This is a genomic window from Paraburkholderia sp. RAU2J (genome assembly GCF_003634845.1).
In the GTDB taxonomy this organism is placed as follows: domain Bacteria; phylum Pseudomonadota; class Gammaproteobacteria; order Burkholderiales; family Burkholderiaceae; genus Paraburkholderia; species Paraburkholderia fynbosensis.
In genome coordinates this window covers 304,042-324,103 of the sequence record NZ_RBXG01000002.1, presented here as the reverse complement: position 1 = coordinate 324,103, position 20,062 = coordinate 304,042, and the positions used below count along the sequence as shown (strand labels likewise).

The 20,062-nt window shown below is 59.8% G+C and carries 13 protein-coding genes and 2 pseudogenes; 3 read left to right on the top strand and 12 right to left on the bottom strand.

Translation table 11 applies throughout. From position 1 onward, the window contains the following. The first annotated feature begins 116 nt into the window (after positions 1-116). The 3 genes from B0G69_RS18960 to B0G69_RS18950 all read left to right on the top strand — a co-directional run bounded on the left by B0G69_RS18960 (position 117) and on the right by B0G69_RS18950 (position 3,151). Entirely contained in the window at positions 117-1,079 is a 963-nt protein-coding gene (locus B0G69_RS18960; RefSeq protein ID WP_121320017.1) for a GlxA family transcriptional regulator, read from the top strand. Positions 1,080-1,449: 370 nt separating this feature from the next. Continuing rightward, positions 1,450-2,154 (top strand): phosphatase PAP2 family protein, encoded by a 705-nt coding sequence (locus tag B0G69_RS18955; RefSeq protein WP_121320015.1) that lies wholly within the window; start codon positions 1,450-1,452, stop codon positions 2,152-2,154. Positions 2,155-2,392: 238 nt separating this feature from the next. Beyond that, positions 2,393-3,151, top strand: coding sequence for an SDR family oxidoreductase (locus B0G69_RS18950; RefSeq protein WP_121320013.1), 759 nt, complete (start codon positions 2,393-2,395; stop codon positions 3,149-3,151). A gap of 769 nt (positions 3,152-3,920) precedes the next feature. Here B0G69_RS18950 and B0G69_RS41905 read toward each other — a convergent pair. The 12 genes and pseudogenes from B0G69_RS41905 to B0G69_RS18890 all read right to left on the bottom strand — a co-directional run. After that, positions 3,921-4,178, bottom strand: a pseudogene (locus B0G69_RS41905) (class II glutamine amidotransferase); the annotation flags it as partial. Between the two features lie 245 nt (positions 4,179-4,423). Continuing rightward, positions 4,424-4,789 (bottom strand): response regulator, encoded by a 366-nt coding sequence (locus B0G69_RS18940; protein WP_121320011.1) that lies wholly within the window; start codon positions 4,787-4,789, stop codon positions 4,424-4,426. Positions 4,790-4,809: 20 nt separating this feature from the next. Beyond that, the gene (locus B0G69_RS18935) at positions 4,810-5,781 is read right to left on the bottom strand and encodes a chemotaxis protein CheX (protein WP_121323765.1); all 972 of its coding nucleotides are present in this window, start codon (positions 5,779-5,781) and stop codon (positions 4,810-4,812) included. Positions 5,782-5,818: 37 nt separating this feature from the next. Beyond that, positions 5,819-6,358, bottom strand: coding sequence for a hypothetical protein (locus B0G69_RS18930; RefSeq protein WP_121320009.1), 540 nt, complete (start codon positions 6,356-6,358; stop codon positions 5,819-5,821). Then, entirely contained in the window at positions 6,355-7,098 is a 744-nt protein-coding gene (locus B0G69_RS18925; RefSeq protein WP_241991394.1) for a methyl-accepting chemotaxis protein, read from the bottom strand. Before B0G69_RS18925 ends, B0G69_RS18930 begins: the two co-directional genes overlap by 4 nt. A gap of 32 nt (positions 7,099-7,130) precedes the next feature. Next, positions 7,131-9,521: a HAMP domain-containing protein gene (locus B0G69_RS18920; protein ID WP_121320007.1), complete on the bottom strand. Its 2,391-nt coding sequence runs from the start codon at positions 9,519-9,521 to the stop codon at positions 7,131-7,133. A 383-nt stretch (positions 9,522-9,904) separates the two neighbouring features. Beyond that, a pseudogene (locus B0G69_RS18915) lies at positions 9,905-10,261 on the bottom strand (TolC family protein); the annotation flags it as partial. Positions 10,262-11,254: 993 nt separating this feature from the next. Beyond that, complete coding sequence (locus tag B0G69_RS42770; protein WP_277873551.1) at positions 11,255-11,380, bottom strand: hypothetical protein; 126 nt, start codon at positions 11,378-11,380, stop codon at positions 11,255-11,257. A 1,192-nt stretch (positions 11,381-12,572) separates the two neighbouring features. Then, entirely contained in the window at positions 12,573-13,985 is a 1,413-nt protein-coding gene (locus tag B0G69_RS18905; RefSeq protein ID WP_158608955.1) for a TnsD family Tn7-like transposition protein, read from the bottom strand. Then, complete coding sequence (locus tag B0G69_RS18900; protein ID WP_121320001.1) at positions 13,936-15,651, bottom strand: ATP-binding protein; 1,716 nt, start codon at positions 15,649-15,651, stop codon at positions 13,936-13,938. The genes B0G69_RS18905 and B0G69_RS18900 overlap by 50 nt, the downstream gene beginning before the upstream one ends. A gap of 12 nt (positions 15,652-15,663) precedes the next feature. Beyond that, a complete protein-coding gene (locus B0G69_RS18895; RefSeq protein ID WP_158608954.1) occupies positions 15,664-17,985 on the bottom strand; it encodes a DDE-type integrase/transposase/recombinase in 2,322 nt (773 codons plus the stop codon). A 214-nt stretch (positions 17,986-18,199) separates the two neighbouring features. Beyond that, positions 18,200-19,012, bottom strand: coding sequence for a TnsA endonuclease N-terminal domain-containing protein (locus B0G69_RS18890; protein ID WP_121319997.1), 813 nt, complete (start codon positions 19,010-19,012; stop codon positions 18,200-18,202). Positions 19,013-20,062 lie beyond the last annotated feature (1,050 nt).

Genomic DNA, 20,062 nt, shown 5'->3' with positions numbered 1-20,062 from the left:
GTATTGGCCAACGCGCTGCCGCGGACAATCGCCGTGGACCGTTGAACACTGCCAAACGCACCGCGTTGACTGCCGCAGGCTGCGGATTGCCGTCCATCGTCAAAGGAAGTCTTTCGATGCCAACTGTCGCGATCGCGATCTTCCCCGGCGTACAGGCGCTCGATGTCGCCGGACCCGTCGATGTATTTTCCGAAGCCAATGGGTTCCTCGCGCCTGCCGATCGCTACGAGGTCAAACTGATCAGCGCGGAGTCCGTGCCCCTGCGCGCTTCGAACGGCATGACGCTGGTCGCCGATGCCACCTTCGACGACGCGCGTGAGCCGTTCGATCTCGCGCTCGTGGCGGGCGGACCCGCGCTGCCGAATAACGAAAGCCCCGACACGCGCCTGCTCGACTGGTTGACGAACGTCGCCGCAGGTTGCGGCCGCTACGGCTCGATCTGCACCGGCGCGTTCGTGCTCGGGCACGCGGGCTTGCTCGACGCGCGCAACGTCACGACGCACTGGCAGCATGCGGCGCAACTGGCCGCGCAGTTTCCGCAGGCGCGTGTCGATTTCGACCGCATCTATCTGCGCGACGGGCCGCTCGTGACATCGGCGGGCGTGACGGCCGGTATCGATCTGTCATTGGCTTTGGTGGCCGAGGATCATGGTCCGCATACCGCGCTCGCCGTCGCCAAGCGGCTGGTGGTGTTCGCGCAGCGGCAAGGCGGGCAGTCGCAATTCAGCCCTTATCTGACTGCGCCCGCCGATGACACGTCGCCGGTCGCCAGGGTGCAGGCGCACGTGATGGAGCGGATTCGCGAGCGCTTTACGGTGAAGCAACTGGCGGATGTCGCGGGTATGAGCGCGCGCAACTTCGCGCGTGTGTTCGTGCAGGAGACCGGGGTGACGCCGCATGAGTTCGTCGAGCGGGCTCGCGTGGATGCGGCGCGCAAGCTGCTGGAGAGTAGTGGTGCGGCGCTCAAGGCGATTGCTTATGACTGTGGGTTTGGCACTGCGGATCGGATGCGGATCGTGCTTACGAAGCGCATTGGGGTGACGCCGATGGGGTATCGGGAGAGGTTTCGGGCGGGGTGAGAGTGGAGCGTTTCGGGCGTTTCGGGTTCCACGGAGTGAGCAGCTCGTTGCTGCTTCCAGGAGCTCGGGTCATGTGGCTTTCGGGTGTGGCGAGGTCATGCTGATAGGCATCGATCGTCGATTTGCGGCTATTGCGCTGCGGCATTGCCTCGTGTGCCGATATACGGGTCGTTCTCAAAAGTTCCGGAGCAAAGCTTTACGCACCTGAAGCAAAGCTCGCGGATGACAATTTTATGAACGGATGTACGCTCGCAAACATATTAACGATATGCGAAGTGCAAGCATACCGTTCAGCTCGCGCTCCGTAGCCAGGGCGCCACCACCCATAGGTAGGCATTTCGCAATCAACGTGACCCGCCAAGGCTAAATAATGAACAGCTTCGACTCTTCAATGCTGGCTATCGTGACACGCGATACGATGCACTCGGAGACTTTCAACCACGCAGTGAGGCTCGTTGCGGACTTCTATCTGTTCAAGGGCGTTCTGCCACTGGCCATGCTGTGTGCCCTCTGGTTCGACACAAGGGAGCGTCGGCAGTGGCAACGGGAAATGGTTGTGACCACCATCGTGAGCGGTTTTCTGGCACTCTTCATCGGCAGAGTTCTCGCCTCCTGCTTGCCCTTCCGCCAGCGACCACTCTATGACCCGAGCCTGCACCTGACGTTTCCGATCGCGGCCACTCCAGAAGCAGTTCTTCGAACCTGGAGTTCGTTTCCTAGCGACCACGCCATGATTTGGGCGGCCGTCGCGATGGGCATTTTTCTCGTCTCCAGATGGATGGGCGTGCTCGCGCTGCTGCATTGCGTCTTCCTTATCTGTATTCCGCGCGTTTATCTAGGCTTGCACTATCCGACCGACGTTCTGGCAGGAATGATCCTCGGCGTCGGCGTTACCTGCGTTGTCACGCGAAAACCGATCATGGAGCGATTTGCTCCAGCCATCGTGCGATTCGTGGACAGGTATCCGAACGTTTCGTATGCCTGCCTGTTTGTCATGCTGTTTGAACTTGCGACCATGTTCGATGAGCCACGGCAGCTTGCGGAAGGTGTCTTTCGACACGTTCTACGCGGTTAATGTTCGACGTCCATTTTTACTTCGCCTGACGGACTTGCCTCACCCGGTTACCGCGTTCGCCGAGCGAGGCCAGGCACGTCACGCGTGCAGGAATGACTGACCATAGGACCTCGGAAGCCGTCGTTCGCTTTGCACAAGCGCCAACGGCGGCTAGCAAAACCCCATCCCCACCCGCGAAGCCCCACAAAAACCCCCTATGAGAAAATGGCCCTTGCCAGCTACCGTCCACAAGGAACCCATGCCCTCTACGTCCCCAATCCGCGCAATCGTCACCGGCCACACTCGCGGCTTGGGCGCGGCGCTTGCCGAACAGCTGATCGCACGCAACGTCACCGTGCTGGGCCTGTCCCGCTCGCGTCATGCAACCCTCAAGACACGTTTCCCAACACAGCTCGATGAAATCGAACTCGAACTCGCCGACCCCACGCGCGTCGCGCAATGGATCGCGACCGATGCACTGCGCGCGTTCGTCAGCGGCGCGCAAACGGTTCTGTTGATCAACAACGCGGGCATGGTGCAGCCCATCGGCCCGCTCGAAGGGCAGGACGCGGCGGCTATCGCCAGTGCGGTGAGCCTCAACGTGGCCACGCCACTGATGCTGGCCAGCGCGCTCGCCGCAGCCGCCGTCGATGCGAGCGACCGGCGCATCGTGCACATTTCCAGCGGCGCGGCCCGCAATGCGTATTCCGGCTGGAGCATCTACTGCGCGACCAAGGCCGCGCTCGATCATCACGCGCGCGCCGTCACGCTCGATGCAAACCGCGCGCTGCGCATTTGCAGCCTCGCGCCGGGCGTCATCGATACGGACATGCAGGCGCAGATTCGCGGCAGCGGCGAAGCGCAGTTCCCGATGCGCCCGAAGTTCGAAGACCTCAAACGCAACGGCCGACTGTCGACGCCAGACCAATGTGCCGCGCAATTGATCGACTACGCGCTCGGCGATGCATTCGGGCAAACGCCGGTGGCCGATATCCGCGAGATCGCCCACCCGGCGTAACGCGCGGCAACGACGCCTCCCGAAAAATCTCACCTTTGACACGCAGCGGTGCGGGTTCGGCTTGAGGCGTCGCTCGATCCGCTCCCGAAAACGCTCACCTTTCGAGCTTGGGGGCAGGGCGCAAAGGCATGCTGGGCATGCTGCGGTGCGTTCGAAACAGGCTACTCCCGCAAACCCTCACCTTTCGCGCAATACGGAGCAATCTGCGCGCCGATCCAGGACTCGTGAGGGACAATGCGTTGCGCGCGGCATTGTGCGGAACACGCCACGGCTCTAGCAGCAACGGAGTATGGATATCCCTGCGCGGATCGCGCTGACGACTAATCCGTTGATACAGGACGCACTATCCGTCACGCTGAGCGCGGCAATGCGCAGTCGTGGAGCGCCTCGCCAGGCCAACACCATCATCTAATCGTTCGGCAAATGTTGGCGGACCTGGTTATCGCAACTAGCGAAGAGTGAGGCAAACCGAAGCGTACTAACTCACGTATCGCCCCAAGCCTTCGGCTCCCGAATGTTCTCACCTTAGCGCCGCCAGGAGCATATTGAAGCCAGGCCGTTCGAAGACAGCCGATCATTTCACGCACGCAATCAGCGCGTGCGATGGCTTCCGGCAGTCACCGGTACCCGGCGGGTAACGCCTTGATTCAAGCCAAAAAACGCCCGCGCTCAGCGTCATTCCTTCGCAGGACACGCGCGGTGCGAAATCACGCCGCGATAGCAGCGGATAGCTCGGAGGGTGCCCCGGCTCCTGTTCGCCGAGCGGCTGCAGGTCGCCGTTGTGCGCGAACACCCATTGCTGGCCACGCAACTCGCGCATGAACGGATAACAGTTCTCGACCCGCGCGCCGTCTTGGGTCGCCTTGCGGATGTGCGCGACGACATTGCGCGACTTGGTCGCCTCATAGAACGCCACGCCCCAGCCGTCGACATGATGGTCGGCCAGGCCGCCGCGCGCGGCGAAGCCCGTCAGCGAGAAACTGACGTCGGTGGGTTCCGCGCAACTGAGGGCGAGCAATTGGCACATGTGCGGCTTCGTCCTAAGCCCGTTGCGCAGGACACGCACGCCCGCCGTCACCGCCTTCGCAGTGATGGTACCCATGCACCCAGAAGGTTTCGCCGCCATTGCAAGTCACCCGGTGTCGTTCACATTCACTGGGAGGCAAGCGCGTTTCAACAGCTGCCGTTATAGCGAATCATGCTTCGCAAATCACCGGTTTCGCGGCTCCCGAAAACCCTCACCTTTCGCGTGCCGCGCCGCCGCCGAGCCGCTTAGCCCGCCAGCTTGCGGAACGTCTCCAGCACCGCATCGCCCTTGAAGGGCTTGACGATCCAGCCTTTGACGCCGGCCGCCTTGCCGCGCTCCTTCATCGCCGGGCTGCTTTCAGTGGTCAGCATGATGACGTTCACAGTCGTGTTCCCGAGTTCGCTGCGAATCTTCTCGACCATCGTCAGGCCGTCCATGTTCGGCATGTTGACGTCGCTGATCACGAGCCTGATGCCGGGGCTGGCCTTCAACCTGGCGAGGCCGTCCTTGCCGTCCACCGCCGTGTCGACGTCCAGACCGTTCTTCTTCAGAAAGCCGGCCACTTCGTCGCGCACCGTGCTCGAGTCATCCACCACCAGAATTTTTGACATGTTGTTTCCTTTGACACGACTCAGAACAAATCCAGTTCGCCTGCTTCGACCATTGCGCCGACATCGCCGGAGACTTCCCTGAAATCTTCCGGCGACCAGCTCAGGCTGAACACGAAACGTTGATGCAACCTGACCGCACGGCCCGATTGCGGCTCACGCAGCCAGTACATGAAGCACAGTTGCGGATTGCCGCTGCCGAACGAGATGTACTTGTGCTTGTGATTCACCAGCAGCGGCACTTGCACGTCGCTGCGCCGCGATGCATCCGCCTCGCCGACATAGCGGTTCTTGAACGAGCCCCACACGAGGTTCGTCACTTCACCGAGCACGCTGTTCAGATCACGAAAATCCGCCTCGCCGTCGGGCGCGTTGTCGATCATCCGGTAGCGGTCGAGCAAGTCGAGGATCGGCGTCTCTTCGGCCTGCATCATCATGTACCCGCGGCACCACGCGCTTTCTAGCGGAATCAGGCTGAACACTTCGCCGAAGATGATGCGGTCGCGCACGATGTACGGCGTATCGCACGTAATGGTCAGGTCCTTGAACACGTCGCCGAGAATCGCCTGGGTCATCTCGGCGATGCCGCGCACCAGCGCGTTCGGATAGTCGAGGCTGAAAATGTATTCGTCGATCACGCGGCGCAGCGGCGCCATATCCTGCGCGACGTAGGCGGCGCAGACCACGCGCCGCAAGCTCTCGGGCAAGCCCTCTGTGCTCGGGTCGCGCTCACGCCGCATGATGATCGGCAACTCGGGACGCACCGCGTTGATCCGGATCGCGAGTTCGGCGCTGGCCTCGGGCGAGCCGCCGTAGTTTTCGGCGAACAGTACCGCGCCGAGATCGATGTTCGAGCGCAGCACCGACTGCAAGCGGTTCTTGCCCACTTTCACGCCGACCAGGTTGTTCTCGTCGCAAAAGCGCTTGAGCGCCTCTTTGTGCGCGGGGCAATCGTCCAGCACCAGCACCTTGCTGACCGGCTCGTTAAAATTCATTTCGCTTTCCTGATAGCGGCGACGCATGCTGTCATGGTCAAAACAACTCCAGTTCGCCGCTGGTTTCTTCAATGGCGCTCGTGTCCGCGACGAAATCGAGCGGCGCATGCGCGCATACGCACACGGTCGCGGCGAGCCGCACGTCGCCGTTGAGCACGACCGAATACGACGACAGCAGAGCCGGCTTCAATTCATGCAGATGCGGCAGGCAACGCGCGTTCAACACATACGGCGTCGACATGCCGAGGTCTGGAAAGTAGCGCAGCAATTCCTGGTTCATCGCGCCGCAGCACAGGTTGCAGATTTCCAGAAACGCTTCCTGAAACGGCGGTCCGTCGGTGTCGTTCAGGTAATAGCCGCGCGTGCTGTCGTCTTCGTCGAAATGCAGGATCAGCAGCAGCCTGAATACGATCGACGAAATGGTCAGCACGACCACCTGCGTATTCTTCGTTGCGCCGGCGCCGGCTTCGGCAAGCGGTACGATCTCGCAGAGGTCGTCCGCATTGACGGGCAGGCGCGTTTGCGCCGCCTTGCGGAAAATGCGTTCGAAGCTGTCACGGGCCTGAGCCGAAATCACCTCGGCACCTCATCGAGTTGCGCATGAAAGCGGTTGGCGAGCGACTCGACGCTGGCAAGCGACGCCGCGATCATCTTGCCGCCCGCCTGGATGTCCTGGAACGTGGACGTAGTGGTCAGGTCGTTGCGATGCAGGCTGTCGCGATAGCTCTTCGACAACTCCTCGGAACGCGCGGCGAGCGAGCGCACTTCGCTCGCCACCACCGCGAAGCCGCGGCCGGCCGGACCCGCGCGCGCCGCTTCGATCGACGCGTTCAGCGACACGATCACCACATGCCGCACGATCGACGACAACTCCTGATTCTTCGCGTGCATGTCGTGATTCTGCGTCATCAGCGAGATCATCTGCTCGTGCCAGCGCTCGAACGTCGCGCCGAGTCCTTTCAGTCGCGCGGCCTCACCGGCGATCTGGCGCGCCTGGTTGGTCCACTGCTCCGTGCGGCCGCGCGCGGCGTCGAGTGACGTGCGCAATTCATCGGTGCGGGCTGACTGCTGCATCAACTCATCACGCAGCTGTTCGGTCAACGCATGCAATGCCTGCTCGGCCTGCTCGCGTTCGAGCAGCGCTTCGCGATGCGCCGCGTGCGCGGCTTCGAGCGCGTCGATCCGCGCTTGTGCTTCGCCGCGCAAGCGCGCCGCCAGCTTCGCGCTGTGCAGCCTGTGAGCGGCCCATGCCGGCAGCGCGATCAACGCGCCGCCCGCCAGCGCAGCGAGCAGATACTCTTGGTACTGTTGAATCACAACCAATCCTTGCGAAGTCCGTTGGTCGGCGCTCAGCCCGCCACTGTGTCGAGGTGCAGCTCGCCGGCCTGGCCGCGCGCCTGAACGCCGAGCGTGTCGACCGCGACGCTGTCCGGCAGACAGACGATCGTCTGAAACTGACGGAACGGCGCGCCCGTATGGTCGTCGGTGAAGCGCAGTTCGATGCTGCCGTTCTCGCGCCGCAGGAAGTCGCGCACGGCGTCCATGCCGACGCCACGGCCCGACACTTCGGTGACCGTCTCCGCCGTCGAGAAGCCCGGCCGGAAAATGAAGTCCGCGACCGCCTCGTCGCTCAGCGCGTCGTGACTGCCGATCCAGCCGCGCTCCAGCGCGATGCCGCGAATCCGTTCGAGCGCGAGACCACGGCCATCGTCGCTGAGCGTGATCTGCAATGCGCCGCTGTCCACGCCCACTTCGATGTCGATCGTGCCGGCCGGGTTTTTGCCTTGCGCGCCGCGAACCTCGGCGGTTTCGATGCCGTGGTCGATCGAATTGCGCAGCAGATGCATGAACACGTTGCTCAGCGTGCCGCCCGCCTGACCGCGCAAACGGTAACCGTTGTCGTCGATCCGCACGGCCGGCGCGGGCTTGCCCAGCTCGCTCGCGAGCGACGGCAGCGAGTCCAGCACGCCGGCCAGTGCGTCGCGCACGCTCTGGCTGCCCAGTGCGCGCAGCGTGCGGCGCAGCGCATCGCGCATCGACTGCAATGCGTGTAGCTCGGCGGCGTCGGTGCGCTCCAGCATATTGAGTGTCTGCTGGATGTCGTCCTTGTCGACCATCACGTAGCGGCCCGTGCTGCCCGCGTCGTTCGACTGACCTTTGCCCTTGCGCCCGAGGCTCTGCTCGTTGATCTTCGCGTAGCTTTCGATCGCCTCGCGCACCCGCGTCAGTTCGCGCATCAGATGCTCCTGATCCCACGAGCGATCCGCGTCCGGCTGGCGCAGTTCGTGATAGCTGCGCTCGGTCTCGTGGACGACGTTGGTCAGGTGCTGCAGGTTGTAAGTCCGCGCATTGCCCTTGATGGTGTGCATGTTGCGGAACAGCTCGGCGATCGCCGCATGATCCGCTTCGGAATGCTTGCGAATGATGCGCTCGTTCTCGCTGACAAAGCCCGCCGAACTCTCGATGAAGTGATGGAACTTCTCCTCGCTGACCGCGAGAATCTCGCCGATCATGTCGAGGCGGCGGCGCTGCTCGCTCGCTTCGGCCGCGAGCTTGCGCAGTTCGGTGACGTCGCGCACGCACAGCATCAGGCGCACGACGGTGTCGTTTTCGTCGGTGATCGCCGACCAGCTGAGGTCGAGTATCTTCACGCGGTCATCGGGCATGCGCTTCGAAATCTCGCCCACCAGCAGGTGCTGATTGAACGCGAAGTTGATGCAGTCTTCGCCCAGGCACGCATGCGTGGCCGCGTCGATTTGCGACAGCGCGTCGGCGCCGAGTTCGGTATCCGCGAAAACGAGGTCCATCAGCGCGCGCCCGGCGATGTCCTTCGTCTCGAAGATGTCTTCCAGATACGCCGAGTACTCCGCGTGAATCTTCGCCCCGTCGACCACCGTCAGAATGCCCTGCTGCATGTTCTGCAACATCGCCTGGATGTCGGCAGTTTTCTGTTTGAGTTGCGCGGAGCTTTCCTGAATCTTCTCGATCATGCCGTTGAACGCGACGATCGAGCGGCCTATCTCGTCGAGCCGTCCCACCGGCACGCGGCGCGTGAAGTCCTGGCTCGACGCGATCTCGCTCATCATGGCCTGCATGTGGCTGAGCGGGCGGGTGATCTGGCGATAGAGCAGCGCGCCGATCGAAGTCAGCAGAATGATCGCGAGGCCAGTGACGGATGCGATAGCCGTGGTCGTCGTGGCGAGCGTGGCGTTGAGCGCCGTAATCGCGTCGTCTTTCTCGCGATTCTTCTCGACGCGCAAGGTCTCGACGATGCCTTCGAGTTCGTCGCGATACTGCGCGACGTTAGCGAACAGATACGCCTGCGCGAGTTCGTTCTTGCCGTCGGCTTTCATCTTCGCCGTGTCGGCGATCGCGGAGAAGTAGTTCTCGAGGCTGTCCTTCGCCTGCACGACTAGACCTTGCTGCGCGTGGCTCGCGGCCTGCTTGGCCTGCAGCGCGAGCGCCTGTTGCAGCGAGGCTTTTTTCTTCTTCAGTTCGTCCTGGGCCTGGGCGACCATGTTGGCGTCGGGCGCATAGACGAGCGTCATCGTGGCGAGCTGCACGTCCTTGACTTGCGACACGAGGTCGGCGGACGCGAGTGCGCTGGGCACCACGCCCTCGGTCACCTTGCGTACTTCGGCGGCGCTGCCGCGTGTCTGGTAGACGGCGTAGCCGCCGATCGCCGACAAGGCGACGAACATCAGAACAACCAATAGCGTGATGCGATGACGGATCGTCATTTGAACCCCCGGGGTCTGGCCTGCGCGCCAGCCCTCGTTCGGAGCAGCGCGTTTTTTGTGCGAAATATGGTCTGACTTGCAGCGCTGCCGAGTATTGCCGACGCATATTACTCAGCGATGACTGCATAGCTTTTTCGTACATCCGAGGGGCAAAATTTAGTTCTAAAGTTTTCGTGGAAACGGCCGTTATTTGATGGCCGTTCTATTGCGATGCAATTGCGTCACTGAGAAAAGCGCTCGATGTGTACGGCTTCGCGCGAATCCGATCGCGCCGGGCGCATTCGCCTGCGCTCCCGAATTTCCTCACCTTTGAAGCTAAAGTGCGCTGACAGGTGCGCATATTCTCACCTCGCCGGCTCCCGGATCTTCTCACCTGTTCGCTGTCAGCCATGCTCCCAACCACCGCCCAGCACCTGGTATAGCGTCACGAGATTCGCCTGCCGCGACAGGCTATCCGTCGCAAGCTGCTGTTGCGCGGTAAACAGCGTACGTTGCGCGTCGAGAAAGGTGAGGAAGCTGTCCGTGCCCGCCTTGTAGCGCGCTTCGGCAAGCGCGTAGCAGCGCTGCGCGGATGCCACGTAGTCGCGATCGGCCTGCACCTGATCGACATAAGTGGCGCGCGCCGTCAGTGCGTTCGACACTTCCTTGAACGCAGTCTGAATCGCGCTTTCGTAGTCGGCCACCTCGATCTGCTTTTCGATCTTCGCGACATCAAGTGATGCCTTGTTGGTGCCGTAGTCCAGTTTATGGATTTCGCACGCAAGACGGCGGACGCGTCGCCTACCACGAGCGTCGATGCGCATTGCCGCCGGCATTACGGCGACAGTCTCGCGGACGACGCGCTCGTAAGTTACCTTTTGTTTGCATATGCAAGAGGACGTAAGGGAATTGGCGGCTTCGTTTCGCGCCGTTGCTTTGATAGGTGAGTTGTTAGACTTGCGACACGTCACCGTGAGCGGCTATGCGGACGACTCCCTGGAAATCCTCACCTTCGCATCGGTGCGGATTCTGAGCGGCCATGGATCACCTCCTGGAATCGCTCACCTTTTGACGGTGATCTCCTGGAATTCCTCACCTTTGCGCATATTTCGAGGCTTCCAGGGTGCTGTTCGGCTGCGCGAACGGCTCACTTCTCGGCGAATGGAGAGCCGTCTCCTGGAACTCCTCACCTTATAGCCTCGATGAGACGATCTCCTGGAATTCCTCACCTTTGAGCGCGGTGACCACTTATCCTGGAATTCCTCACCATTCGCCTCACGGTCGCCATCCCCTGGAAATCCTCACCATCCTGGAACAGCTCACCTTGGTGTGCGTGAGCGGCCGTCTCTCAGTTATCAAAAAAGTAGCGACTTGGCATCCTTGCTGTGTCGGCGTTTAGCCCAGCTAACGCTTGCAGCGACTGACGAACAATGTCGCGACCTATGACGCCAATTTCGACTAGTGCGGCGCTGAAATTGGCGAAAGTTGCGACTTGGCCCGCCCCATAATGCTTTACGCCGTCTGATAAAAGGGGCCAGTTTTGACGCTTGGCACCGGATCCTTAACCTGAGGGCAATCGCTGAGCATTCATCGGTGGCTATGCTGCCCGCGGCTATTTGTGTTGGTTGATTGGCGCTCTTGGGACTTGCCCCGTATGCGAGCGAGATTTCCCACGGTTTTCATATCGAGTTTGAGAGACACGGCAATTTCCCGGCGGGTCTTTCCTTGTGCGCGTAGCGCGAGTACTGTTTGCCCTAGAGATGAACGATGTCTACCTCCTCCTGCTCTTCCTCCAGGTTTGCAAGGTCGCGCATCGATAGCATCATGTCCAGACCATCTGGAAAACTTGAAATGCGCGCCGCAGTTGCACCGAGCCACATAGCTATCACCTCGCCGCCTAATGGCGTCCACAGGATGACTAGTGCCGTGGGCGGCGCCGACGTTCACGCAATAGATGACCGGTGGCGGCCTCCTAGCTGCTATTAAACTGCCTGTGCTGGCGTGCCCTCCGGTCATCGCATCGCAACATGCAGCCAGGAGAACTATCATAACCGGCAATATCGAATTGGTATTTCTACTTCCACAGAGCCATCGCCGTATATTAGGGTCATGGCGGTCTGGCACTCCGACCCACTGCAGGAAACCAGAACCCAAATAGCTGTGCATTGCGATTTGCAAATCACGTAGAGCAGACAACTCGATCGCAGCCAGAGTCTTTCCGTTGGCGAATTTCACGACCTGCTCCCAGAAGGAGCCAGCGTTGACCGAGACCTTGTTTGTCAGCAGCCCATAGGAAAGACGAGCGATTTGATGACAGGCGTGCAGTTGCGTATCCGACACTTTAATGCTGAGTTGCGAGGACCCTAGCTCTACTAGATCTTGCGGTAGGATATAGCCTTCCCGAAAAAACGTAGGGTTGAGAGCCTGCCACAACATGCCGCCGTGCCATGGACAAACACAAACGCCGGGCAGTTGATGCACCCGCCTCCAATGTCTGGGAACGTCGTTCTGTAGATCCTCGCGAAAGCAGGCCTTACAATAACGAAGACGACGAGCCGCGCCGCGCTCACGATGCACGACTGGGGCTTGCCCCCGGTTAACTGGGGAGAGCATCTTCTCAAATAGACTATTCGCTTGCGACGGAGCAAGCAGCGCAGCGAAATACGGGTAATTTGTTCTTTGTTCGGCTATCTCTCGCGCTGACAGGCCCCAGCAGTCCCGGGTTACCCTTTCTACCTGTGAAAGACCGAAGGCAAGACTACTCGGATGGGCACGATAACCGAACAGGTGTTGCATCACCGATGCTGGCCGGGCATTCATAACCGACATGTACCGGGCCGCACAACCAGATAGCGGTTCGTCGAGCAATGGTTCGGCTAGAAAGATTGTCATCACGAAGCCCCAGTCAGCAGTAACCTTTCGCAGCCAGTCCCCTGGCGCCGAAACTCGTCCATCGTCAAGAAATTCTCGACATCCCTTCAACGACCAAACCGAAGGTTCGGTTGTAACGGGCAGCGGAGATGACCCATGGCCGTCACTGCATCCTGGAGCGGGCTGGATCGCCCTTCAGCTTCACTTCGACCGGACCCGCCCCCGCGTGCTTTCGAGCGCTTCCGGATCAAATCGGCGAACGCGGCGATATAGACCATCGCGTTCTTTCTGAACAACGCTCACGGTGCCAGCGGATCTAACCGCTGCTTTCCAGTCGCGCGTGGCGCGCGCAGCAGTCGCTTCGACCGAATACCTTGCGTAACGCTGCGAGCGGCGTGTCAAATTGCGAGCGGTGGTTTCGGATACCCCGAGCCTACGCGCGATTTCCGCTCCTGAAAGTCCGCAATTTGTCAGCCGTAGAGCCTCAGCCGCATAGGGCTCACCGTACACTGAAATTACCGGGTCGGTGTCACCGTCTCGCAAGTTTTTGACAAACGACATGCCGCACCGGCAATAGCAGAAAAGCTTTCCGTGACTTCTGGTTCGGATTTCAGCTGGATGAGCAGCGCCGTGCGCAGCATAGCGGCTCGGACAGACCGGCCAGTGTTCATCGCTGGCCCATCGCCGGGTCTCGAAAAATACCCGGAGCAAGACCTCAGGCAAGGCCGCGGCAGCACTCTGCTGACCAAGAACGCGGCCAACCACCCAGTTCTGTCGTCCCGAAGGCAGTAGATCGCATCGAGAGAGATAGCTCTCTCCGAACGTATCAATCAGATTCTCACAGACCAGCGCGGATTCCAGCGTGTTTTTTCCCCGCGCGTATCCGCAGCTACGGGCAACCTCCAACCATCCTCCCTCACCCGGCGGCGACGCGTCGCTTCCAATATCGCAGAGCAAACTGACAGACAGATCGCCGACACGCCTGATCGCGATGTGTTGCGATTCAGAGACATCTAGCTCAACGCGGACGGCTTGCTTTACATCGGTTAATGTCGGCCATGCGGAATAGGGTTGGACATTCACAGGACATTCGAGGAGCCACACGCCGTGATGCGGGCACACAAGAACTCCCGGGAGCTGATGGAATCTTTTCCAGGTCGCTACCCTGCCACTACTGCGGTCTTCGCTAGCACATGAACGGCAGAATCTGATGACGTGAGGCCGTTGTATCAGCTTCTGCACATCTCCTCGTTGATGCCTTGAGGACCATTTCATTATCCGGCTCAGCAATCGCCTCCTTAACGACCTGGAGCAGAACCTCGCGTAATATGGAAACAGCGTAAGCCTCTCGGCTATCTCCATGGCTGACATTCCCAGCGATACGCGCGTCTGCTGTGCAACTTCATTCAGGTTATAGGCCAATCCAGTATTGAACCGCGCACCGTAACCGAACAGGCCGGAAACAAACATCTTCCAGTCGGTGACCAGCATCTGCTTTCCGTAGCTGGCCACCATACTGAACAAAGGTTCATCGGGGGCACCCTCGTTCAGATAAACGCTCATATTATTTTTTTGAGGCGGCGTTTTTATGCCTGGGGCTAGTTTTCCGTCCATCGCGCGCCGCCTTCGCAGGGGCAGCCTTGGGTGATCTGTTCGCCAGCGTCGGCGATTTACGCACTGGCGTTGTGCGCTTCGCGACGATTGCCTCTTCTGAATCCTGCTTTCCCGTGGATTTCTCATACATGGCGATTGCGCGCCGGATCAGTTGAGCGACGGAGCTGTTCTCATCGCCGTCAGTGACGTCCCGTGCATACTGTTCCGCTTCGATTTTTGGTATGTGCAGATCTATCAAAGCGTCCGCCACTTCGGCATATCGCAAAACCCGGGCCTCGGCTTCATCAAGGGCACGTTGGGCCTCTACGCCGGTTTCCGACTGTGCGAGATATGCACTCACCTTATCCATCGCCATCTCCGTCAGCTCAGCTATTTTCTTGTAATCCCGGTTTTTGATTGCCGTCAGCATACCTTCCACAAGACCCAGACCACGTGCAGCAGCCATGCTCATCAGGTCAGGTGTGATCTGGCCCACGACAAAGCCGGAATCCTTCGGGTCCAGGTCCTCAAGAAAGATTCCTTCGTACTGTGACAGACGCCAGACCAGCTTGGCGATCGCAGGCATACCTGCACTGAGATCGCAAAGCGTAGCGCGTATCGCGACCGGGTCCTTGAAAGGCCGCAGCTGGAGATCGATTGCGATGAGGGCATTTGCGAAACGATCCCAGAGCTCTCCAGGCTGGAAAGGTGTCATCGGCAACTCGCCGCCGCTGCTAACCCTCCGTAGCGTCCATATGTTTTTCAGCTGATTTTCCGCCTCGGGGCAGCCAAGACAGATGAAGGCGCAGCAACGCGCGTTAAACAGCGTAGTCAGGAAGTCGATCAGCTCTGTGCGATTGGCCGCTTTCAGGGCATTGTGAATCTCGTCAATAATCAGCACGCCGGTGTAGTGCCGAGATAGAACCATAATGACTTTTTGGATCCAGACACCTGAACCGGCTGCTGAGGCCACCTCATCGCAATACCGGGTATTTAGATAAAGATCGAACCAATGCACAATCCCCTGAAGAAGGGTAATCACACTTCCGTTATGTGGACAACTCACGAACACCCAGACCGCCTGGGCGATTCCTACCGATGTGCCCGGCAGCCGGTCGTGTTCTATGATCATAGGCAATGTACTGAGGACCATCTTGACAGCAGTGGTCTTGCCAACGCCCGACAACGCGAATACCGGCAAGCACTCGGAATGACTCTCCCGTGGAAAACCCAGGAGTCGGAATCTGCCGCGTTGGATCTCGGCGTAGGACGCCTGCAATTCCCGTTTGATCTCAACGGAAGAGCGGAAACCGTGGTATCGCGACCGCAATGCCACATAGAGCCAATCCAGAAGCTGGATGTGAACCGGAAGCATTACCCAGACGCGAGAGATTCTGCCCAAGGCTATCATGCGCTGCGACTTTGTGAGGCGGCGGCTTGATTTTGGGTGTTTTACCTTGAAGCCACTCACCATCGCGTCAAGAATCGCGGCTCGATTGAAAGCTGGAAGTGCAAGGACCAGCCAATTTTTTGCAAACTCTGGCAGCTCGCTTGCTGATTTTCGATATATGGCCTTGACTCTTACATCACAATGGGCAAGGATTGGATCGCCAACGACGTTGAGGGGAACCTGTTTCACCAGTTCCTCTTGTGCCTTTTTTCTTTCAGCGGCTGTCATCCTGGCCATGCCTGCGCTCCTTCACCGTCGCGTCCGACGTCCACCAGGGTCACTCAGCAGTCGCGAGCCGCTGATATCGGTTAGCTGCTGCAGGCGCGCCGCTGCACTTACACTCGCTGCTCTACCATTATTTTCGGCTTTTGGCACTGCAGGTAACGTTCGCTCCAGAGTTGCCTCGACCTTTTTGGCATCCTTGACACGCGTGGCGTCAGGGCGCTTCCTGCCCGCTACCTTCAAGGCCGCGTCCTGTTGCTGCATGGCCCGGTGCCTGTCTGCGTTAGAGTTCAGAGCATGTAGCATTCTCATGCCCTCATTATCCTGACGAGCCTGACCCGCACTCTTCCGTTTCAGCTTGCAGAACTGTTCCCATTCGGTGGTCGTAGCACCGTGGAGATCATGGCGATTTGTGCCTGCGAGGTTAGCGAATTGCGGGAACTCATTGCGGGGGGATAGATCTATCTGACTCATCTCGTCCGGATTGTAGAGAATGCCCACTTTCTGTTTAGAGGCCTTTCCATATGTTGTCGCGTAGCGCTCCGTCGCCGTTTCCGGGTTGTAGTCCGCGTTGTTCACCCGCAATCCGGAAGACGTGACCGTTGCTTCCGTCTCAAACAGTACTGCATGTCTGATGTCATCGACGGCGCAGGCCTGAAGCATCGCGAGCGAACGGTTCACCCCCCAATTCCAGCGTTCCAGCGGCGTATTAGGCGTACCTCCCGTCACCATCTCCTCCGGTGTATAGATCTCGCCTGAAATAGGTGTACGGTGGTACAGGTGGATTGCCCTGAGCAGTTCCCGGATAAATTCCGAGCGGGTCCACAACGCGTCAACCGCGCAGTTGAAGTTCCGCGGCGCATCACGATACGCTTCCACAATGCCATATCCATGACGCTGCGCTATCAGCGGAATAATCCCGAACCGGCGCTCGATCACTCCGCGCCAGAATGGCTCGAACGCCGCACTGTTGTCAATCCCGACAGCAAAGACTTTACCGATATGCTTCCAGGGGAGCGACTGCTTGTATTCACATCCGCGGTCGCAGTGAAAGCGGGCCGGCAGATGCTCGCAGGGCCAGTCTTCCACAGTTATGGTGAACCCGTACTGTGCACAGAATTCGTCCTTCGGACTGACCATATTTTCCAGTGCGAGCGCAGCGCCTTCGAAAGACGGGGGCCGAAAACTGACTTGGAGTCCAACGATCATGCGGCTCCACAAGTCAACGACGAAATACACCGTTGGCCGCCCCACTACCAGCGTCCGGTCGAAACATGAGACCAGATAAACGTCAGCGATTGTCGCGTCGATCATGAACACGTGGCCGGGACCGCGACAATGCTGCAAAGCATGTCCTCGTGGAGTACGCCCTTGCGAACGAAACTGGGCCTCCCCCATGCTGTGACGTTTTCGACGCCCGCCGTCACAATCCCTGAGGTAGTGACGAAACTGCTCGACGGAAATAGCTGAGTGCTCTCGCAATTCGACGGCTGTGGCTTCCCCCTTCGCGTTTTTGATGAGCCGTTCACATCGCAACAGATAGTTGGCCCGATCTACCACGTTCTCTGCCGTAGGGCGATCCCGGGAGCCGCGATTCCAGCCCCGTTTGCCGCGTTTTCGGTTTGTGTGAACTGAGCGTTGTGCCCTCCCTCGGCCGCTTGGCCTCGTATTTTTGGCCTTCCCTGCCGTTCGCGGTTTCGGATCTTCAGGCAGTCCGGCATCCCATACAGCTTGGCCGTGAGTGTAGTAGAGGTCAGCCATCCAGCGGAACAATCGGTCACGAGATTCGGAAGGCATCAACGTTTGCGGTCGACGAATCTCTGCGCGGCGTCCAGGGTGATTCTGGTATTCACGGCGTGTGGCTGCCGGCCGGTTGGATCGACCCGAATTCGGATAGCCACTAATTACGGCCCGGGGTGTCATACCTCGCTGAAGCCAAAGCCGAAAGTATGTGCGGATAGTTTTCGGCTGCACTTTCTGGTTTTCCGCATGCTCATCAATAATCCGTGCGCGTGCCGCCCCGGCTTTCAGCAACTGCACGAATTGATGCCGCCCTTTCTGGCTATCCCGATTGACAAGATCTTTGATGTATCCGTAGTTCGTTTCGCTTTGCTGCGCATGTGCCGGTGTGGTTCTGAGACCGCAACCCAGGTCTGCATATGGATCGTCTTCAAGCACGAAGCCGCCAGTGGCGGTCGCATTCAGGCCAACCAATGGCTTGAATTCGTCAGTTGGAATCGAACGGATGACCAAACGCGAGCTGTCCAGCCGGACGAGATAGGTATTGGGCTGACCGTACCCTGTGTGCACCACGCGATAGAGAAGGTCGTTAGCGAGGTCTTGATACACGCGATTGACGTATATCGGGGCAGGAATCCGAACCTTCGATGGCATATTTGCACCCTATGATTGAATACAGGGTCTATGGACGGATCAGGCGCCGTAACCTTCATCGCGTGGCCAATGTTTCGGGGAGCCAACCACACTGGTAGCGATACTCCTGACGGCGTTTCACGCGCGTCGTTCCAGCGCGCATGCATGACTCAACACCAGAAGCACCACCTCAGGTGAAGCGAACGGGCCGCGTGTCCACAATCACCAGCGCTGAGACGGGCTCCTGATCGACGTCGCGGCAATGGACGTCAAAACGTATGTGTTTCGCGGCCAGCATCAGATGAAAGGCGTTAAGTCCGTATGGGACAGGCAGCCCTTTCTCTTTCATCGCGCGCTCGCATGCCGTTCGCACCGACGTATGCTTTCCGTTCGACAGTGCACGTATGACAGCTCGCTGAACCACGGGGCTATCTGCGCCTTCGCCAGCACGGACAGGACGCAGCGCAATCGCATACAGGAAGTCGAGGTTCCTGGCCCAGTTCGTGTTCAATCCATCATTCAGATGTAACCGCCACGGCACGCCTTGCTGCTTCCAGAACTGCTCAACAATCCTGAGTTCCGGCTGACCGGCAGGCGGACGCCTCCCCTGCAATCGCACGGAAACGGCCTCGACCCACTGTCTCCGCCCCTCGCGCTTGGTGACCAGCAGGTCGGTGTTGAGAACCTTGTAGGTGCCGTCACGGTTTCGGGGATGGCGAAGCTTCATAACCCGTGCCACTTCGACAGTGTCAGTGTGATCACAGGGCATGAATTCCCGGATATCGGTTGTATTGTCCTGGTAGCACTCCCATAAAAAAGCGGCAAAGCGGCAATCGCGAGGGAGTTGAGCTTCGCGTCCCATGAACGGCACCCGGTGCACCCTCTTGGCCTGCCGGTCTTCCCAGACGCTCGCTCCCGGCTTGTAATCAGCCCCCTCGCCACAACCGAGGTGTCCGCGGCGGATCCTGGTAATTTGCCGCTCCAAAATTGTCGTGGAAGCCATCCTGAAGCCTTACGCCGCAAACGTGCCGTTCCGAGCAATGCGTCGACGTTATCTTGCCTTGCGCCAAGGGAACACTCGGCCACCCTCCGACGCTCCAGAGGCGGAGCATGAGAGGTGAGGGGCCACCGGTGACCGCTTAAAAGGTCACGGTCCATAGTGTCATTAAAGGCGACCCGGCCGAGGCTTTCAACTTTCACCTGCACAATCTTCGCCTTGAACACAGAAGTAACCCGCGGACTCCTCGTGAAGGAGGCGTGGCACCGAACTGCGCAGCGGCCGCATTCGCGGAACCGCCGGCTTCCGCGTCGATGAAATTCGAAGCCCGGGCGCATGCAATCCGATCCGTCCCCCGATGCGGCTCAGGGTGCGCCGTCTTGCCGTTCGCCCCGTCCGCACTAGCCGGTGCTGCCAGCTGCCGCGTGCCGTCGCGGCGCGCGCCAAGACCCGCCGCGGCGGTCCTGCGGGCACGCTTACGTGTCCGGCAAACAGGATCGTGGCGGAGCGGGTGGCTTCGCCGCGGGTCGCGAACGCAAAGCGCCGCAGCTTCGAGTGGCAGCGCCGGTGGTTTCCTGCGCCTGCTCGAGCCATTTCGCGGGATGCCGCAACAGCGGCGAGCACACGCTGGCCGCGATAACGGGGGTTATCGCGCCCTGCCCGCGGAACTGCCGGGCACTGGATCCTGACCGTGGCGCCCTGCTTCCTTCTGAGACGTTGCCGCTGCGCGACGCGGCAGCGGCAAGGCACGCACGGCGGAGCGATCTGGTGTCCCAACGGTAAGTCATTGAAGGCCACTCTGACCGGCTCTCGCCAGTGACGCTTTCATTTCGCGTCGTCCAAAGCCTTGCCCAGCGGGGCTCACCGGACGCTCCGATGTCCTCATCGCGAGTTGACGAAATTACTTTCGTACCAGTGGTAATCATCCGAAAGGCCGCCTGGTCACCCCAGAGAAAGGGGGCGGCCAGGGTCTAGAATCCGTTTCTGACGACATGCCGCGTTCGCTTGCCCAAGCTCCGTCCGTATCCTAATTTTTTAACAGTCCTGATAAGCAAG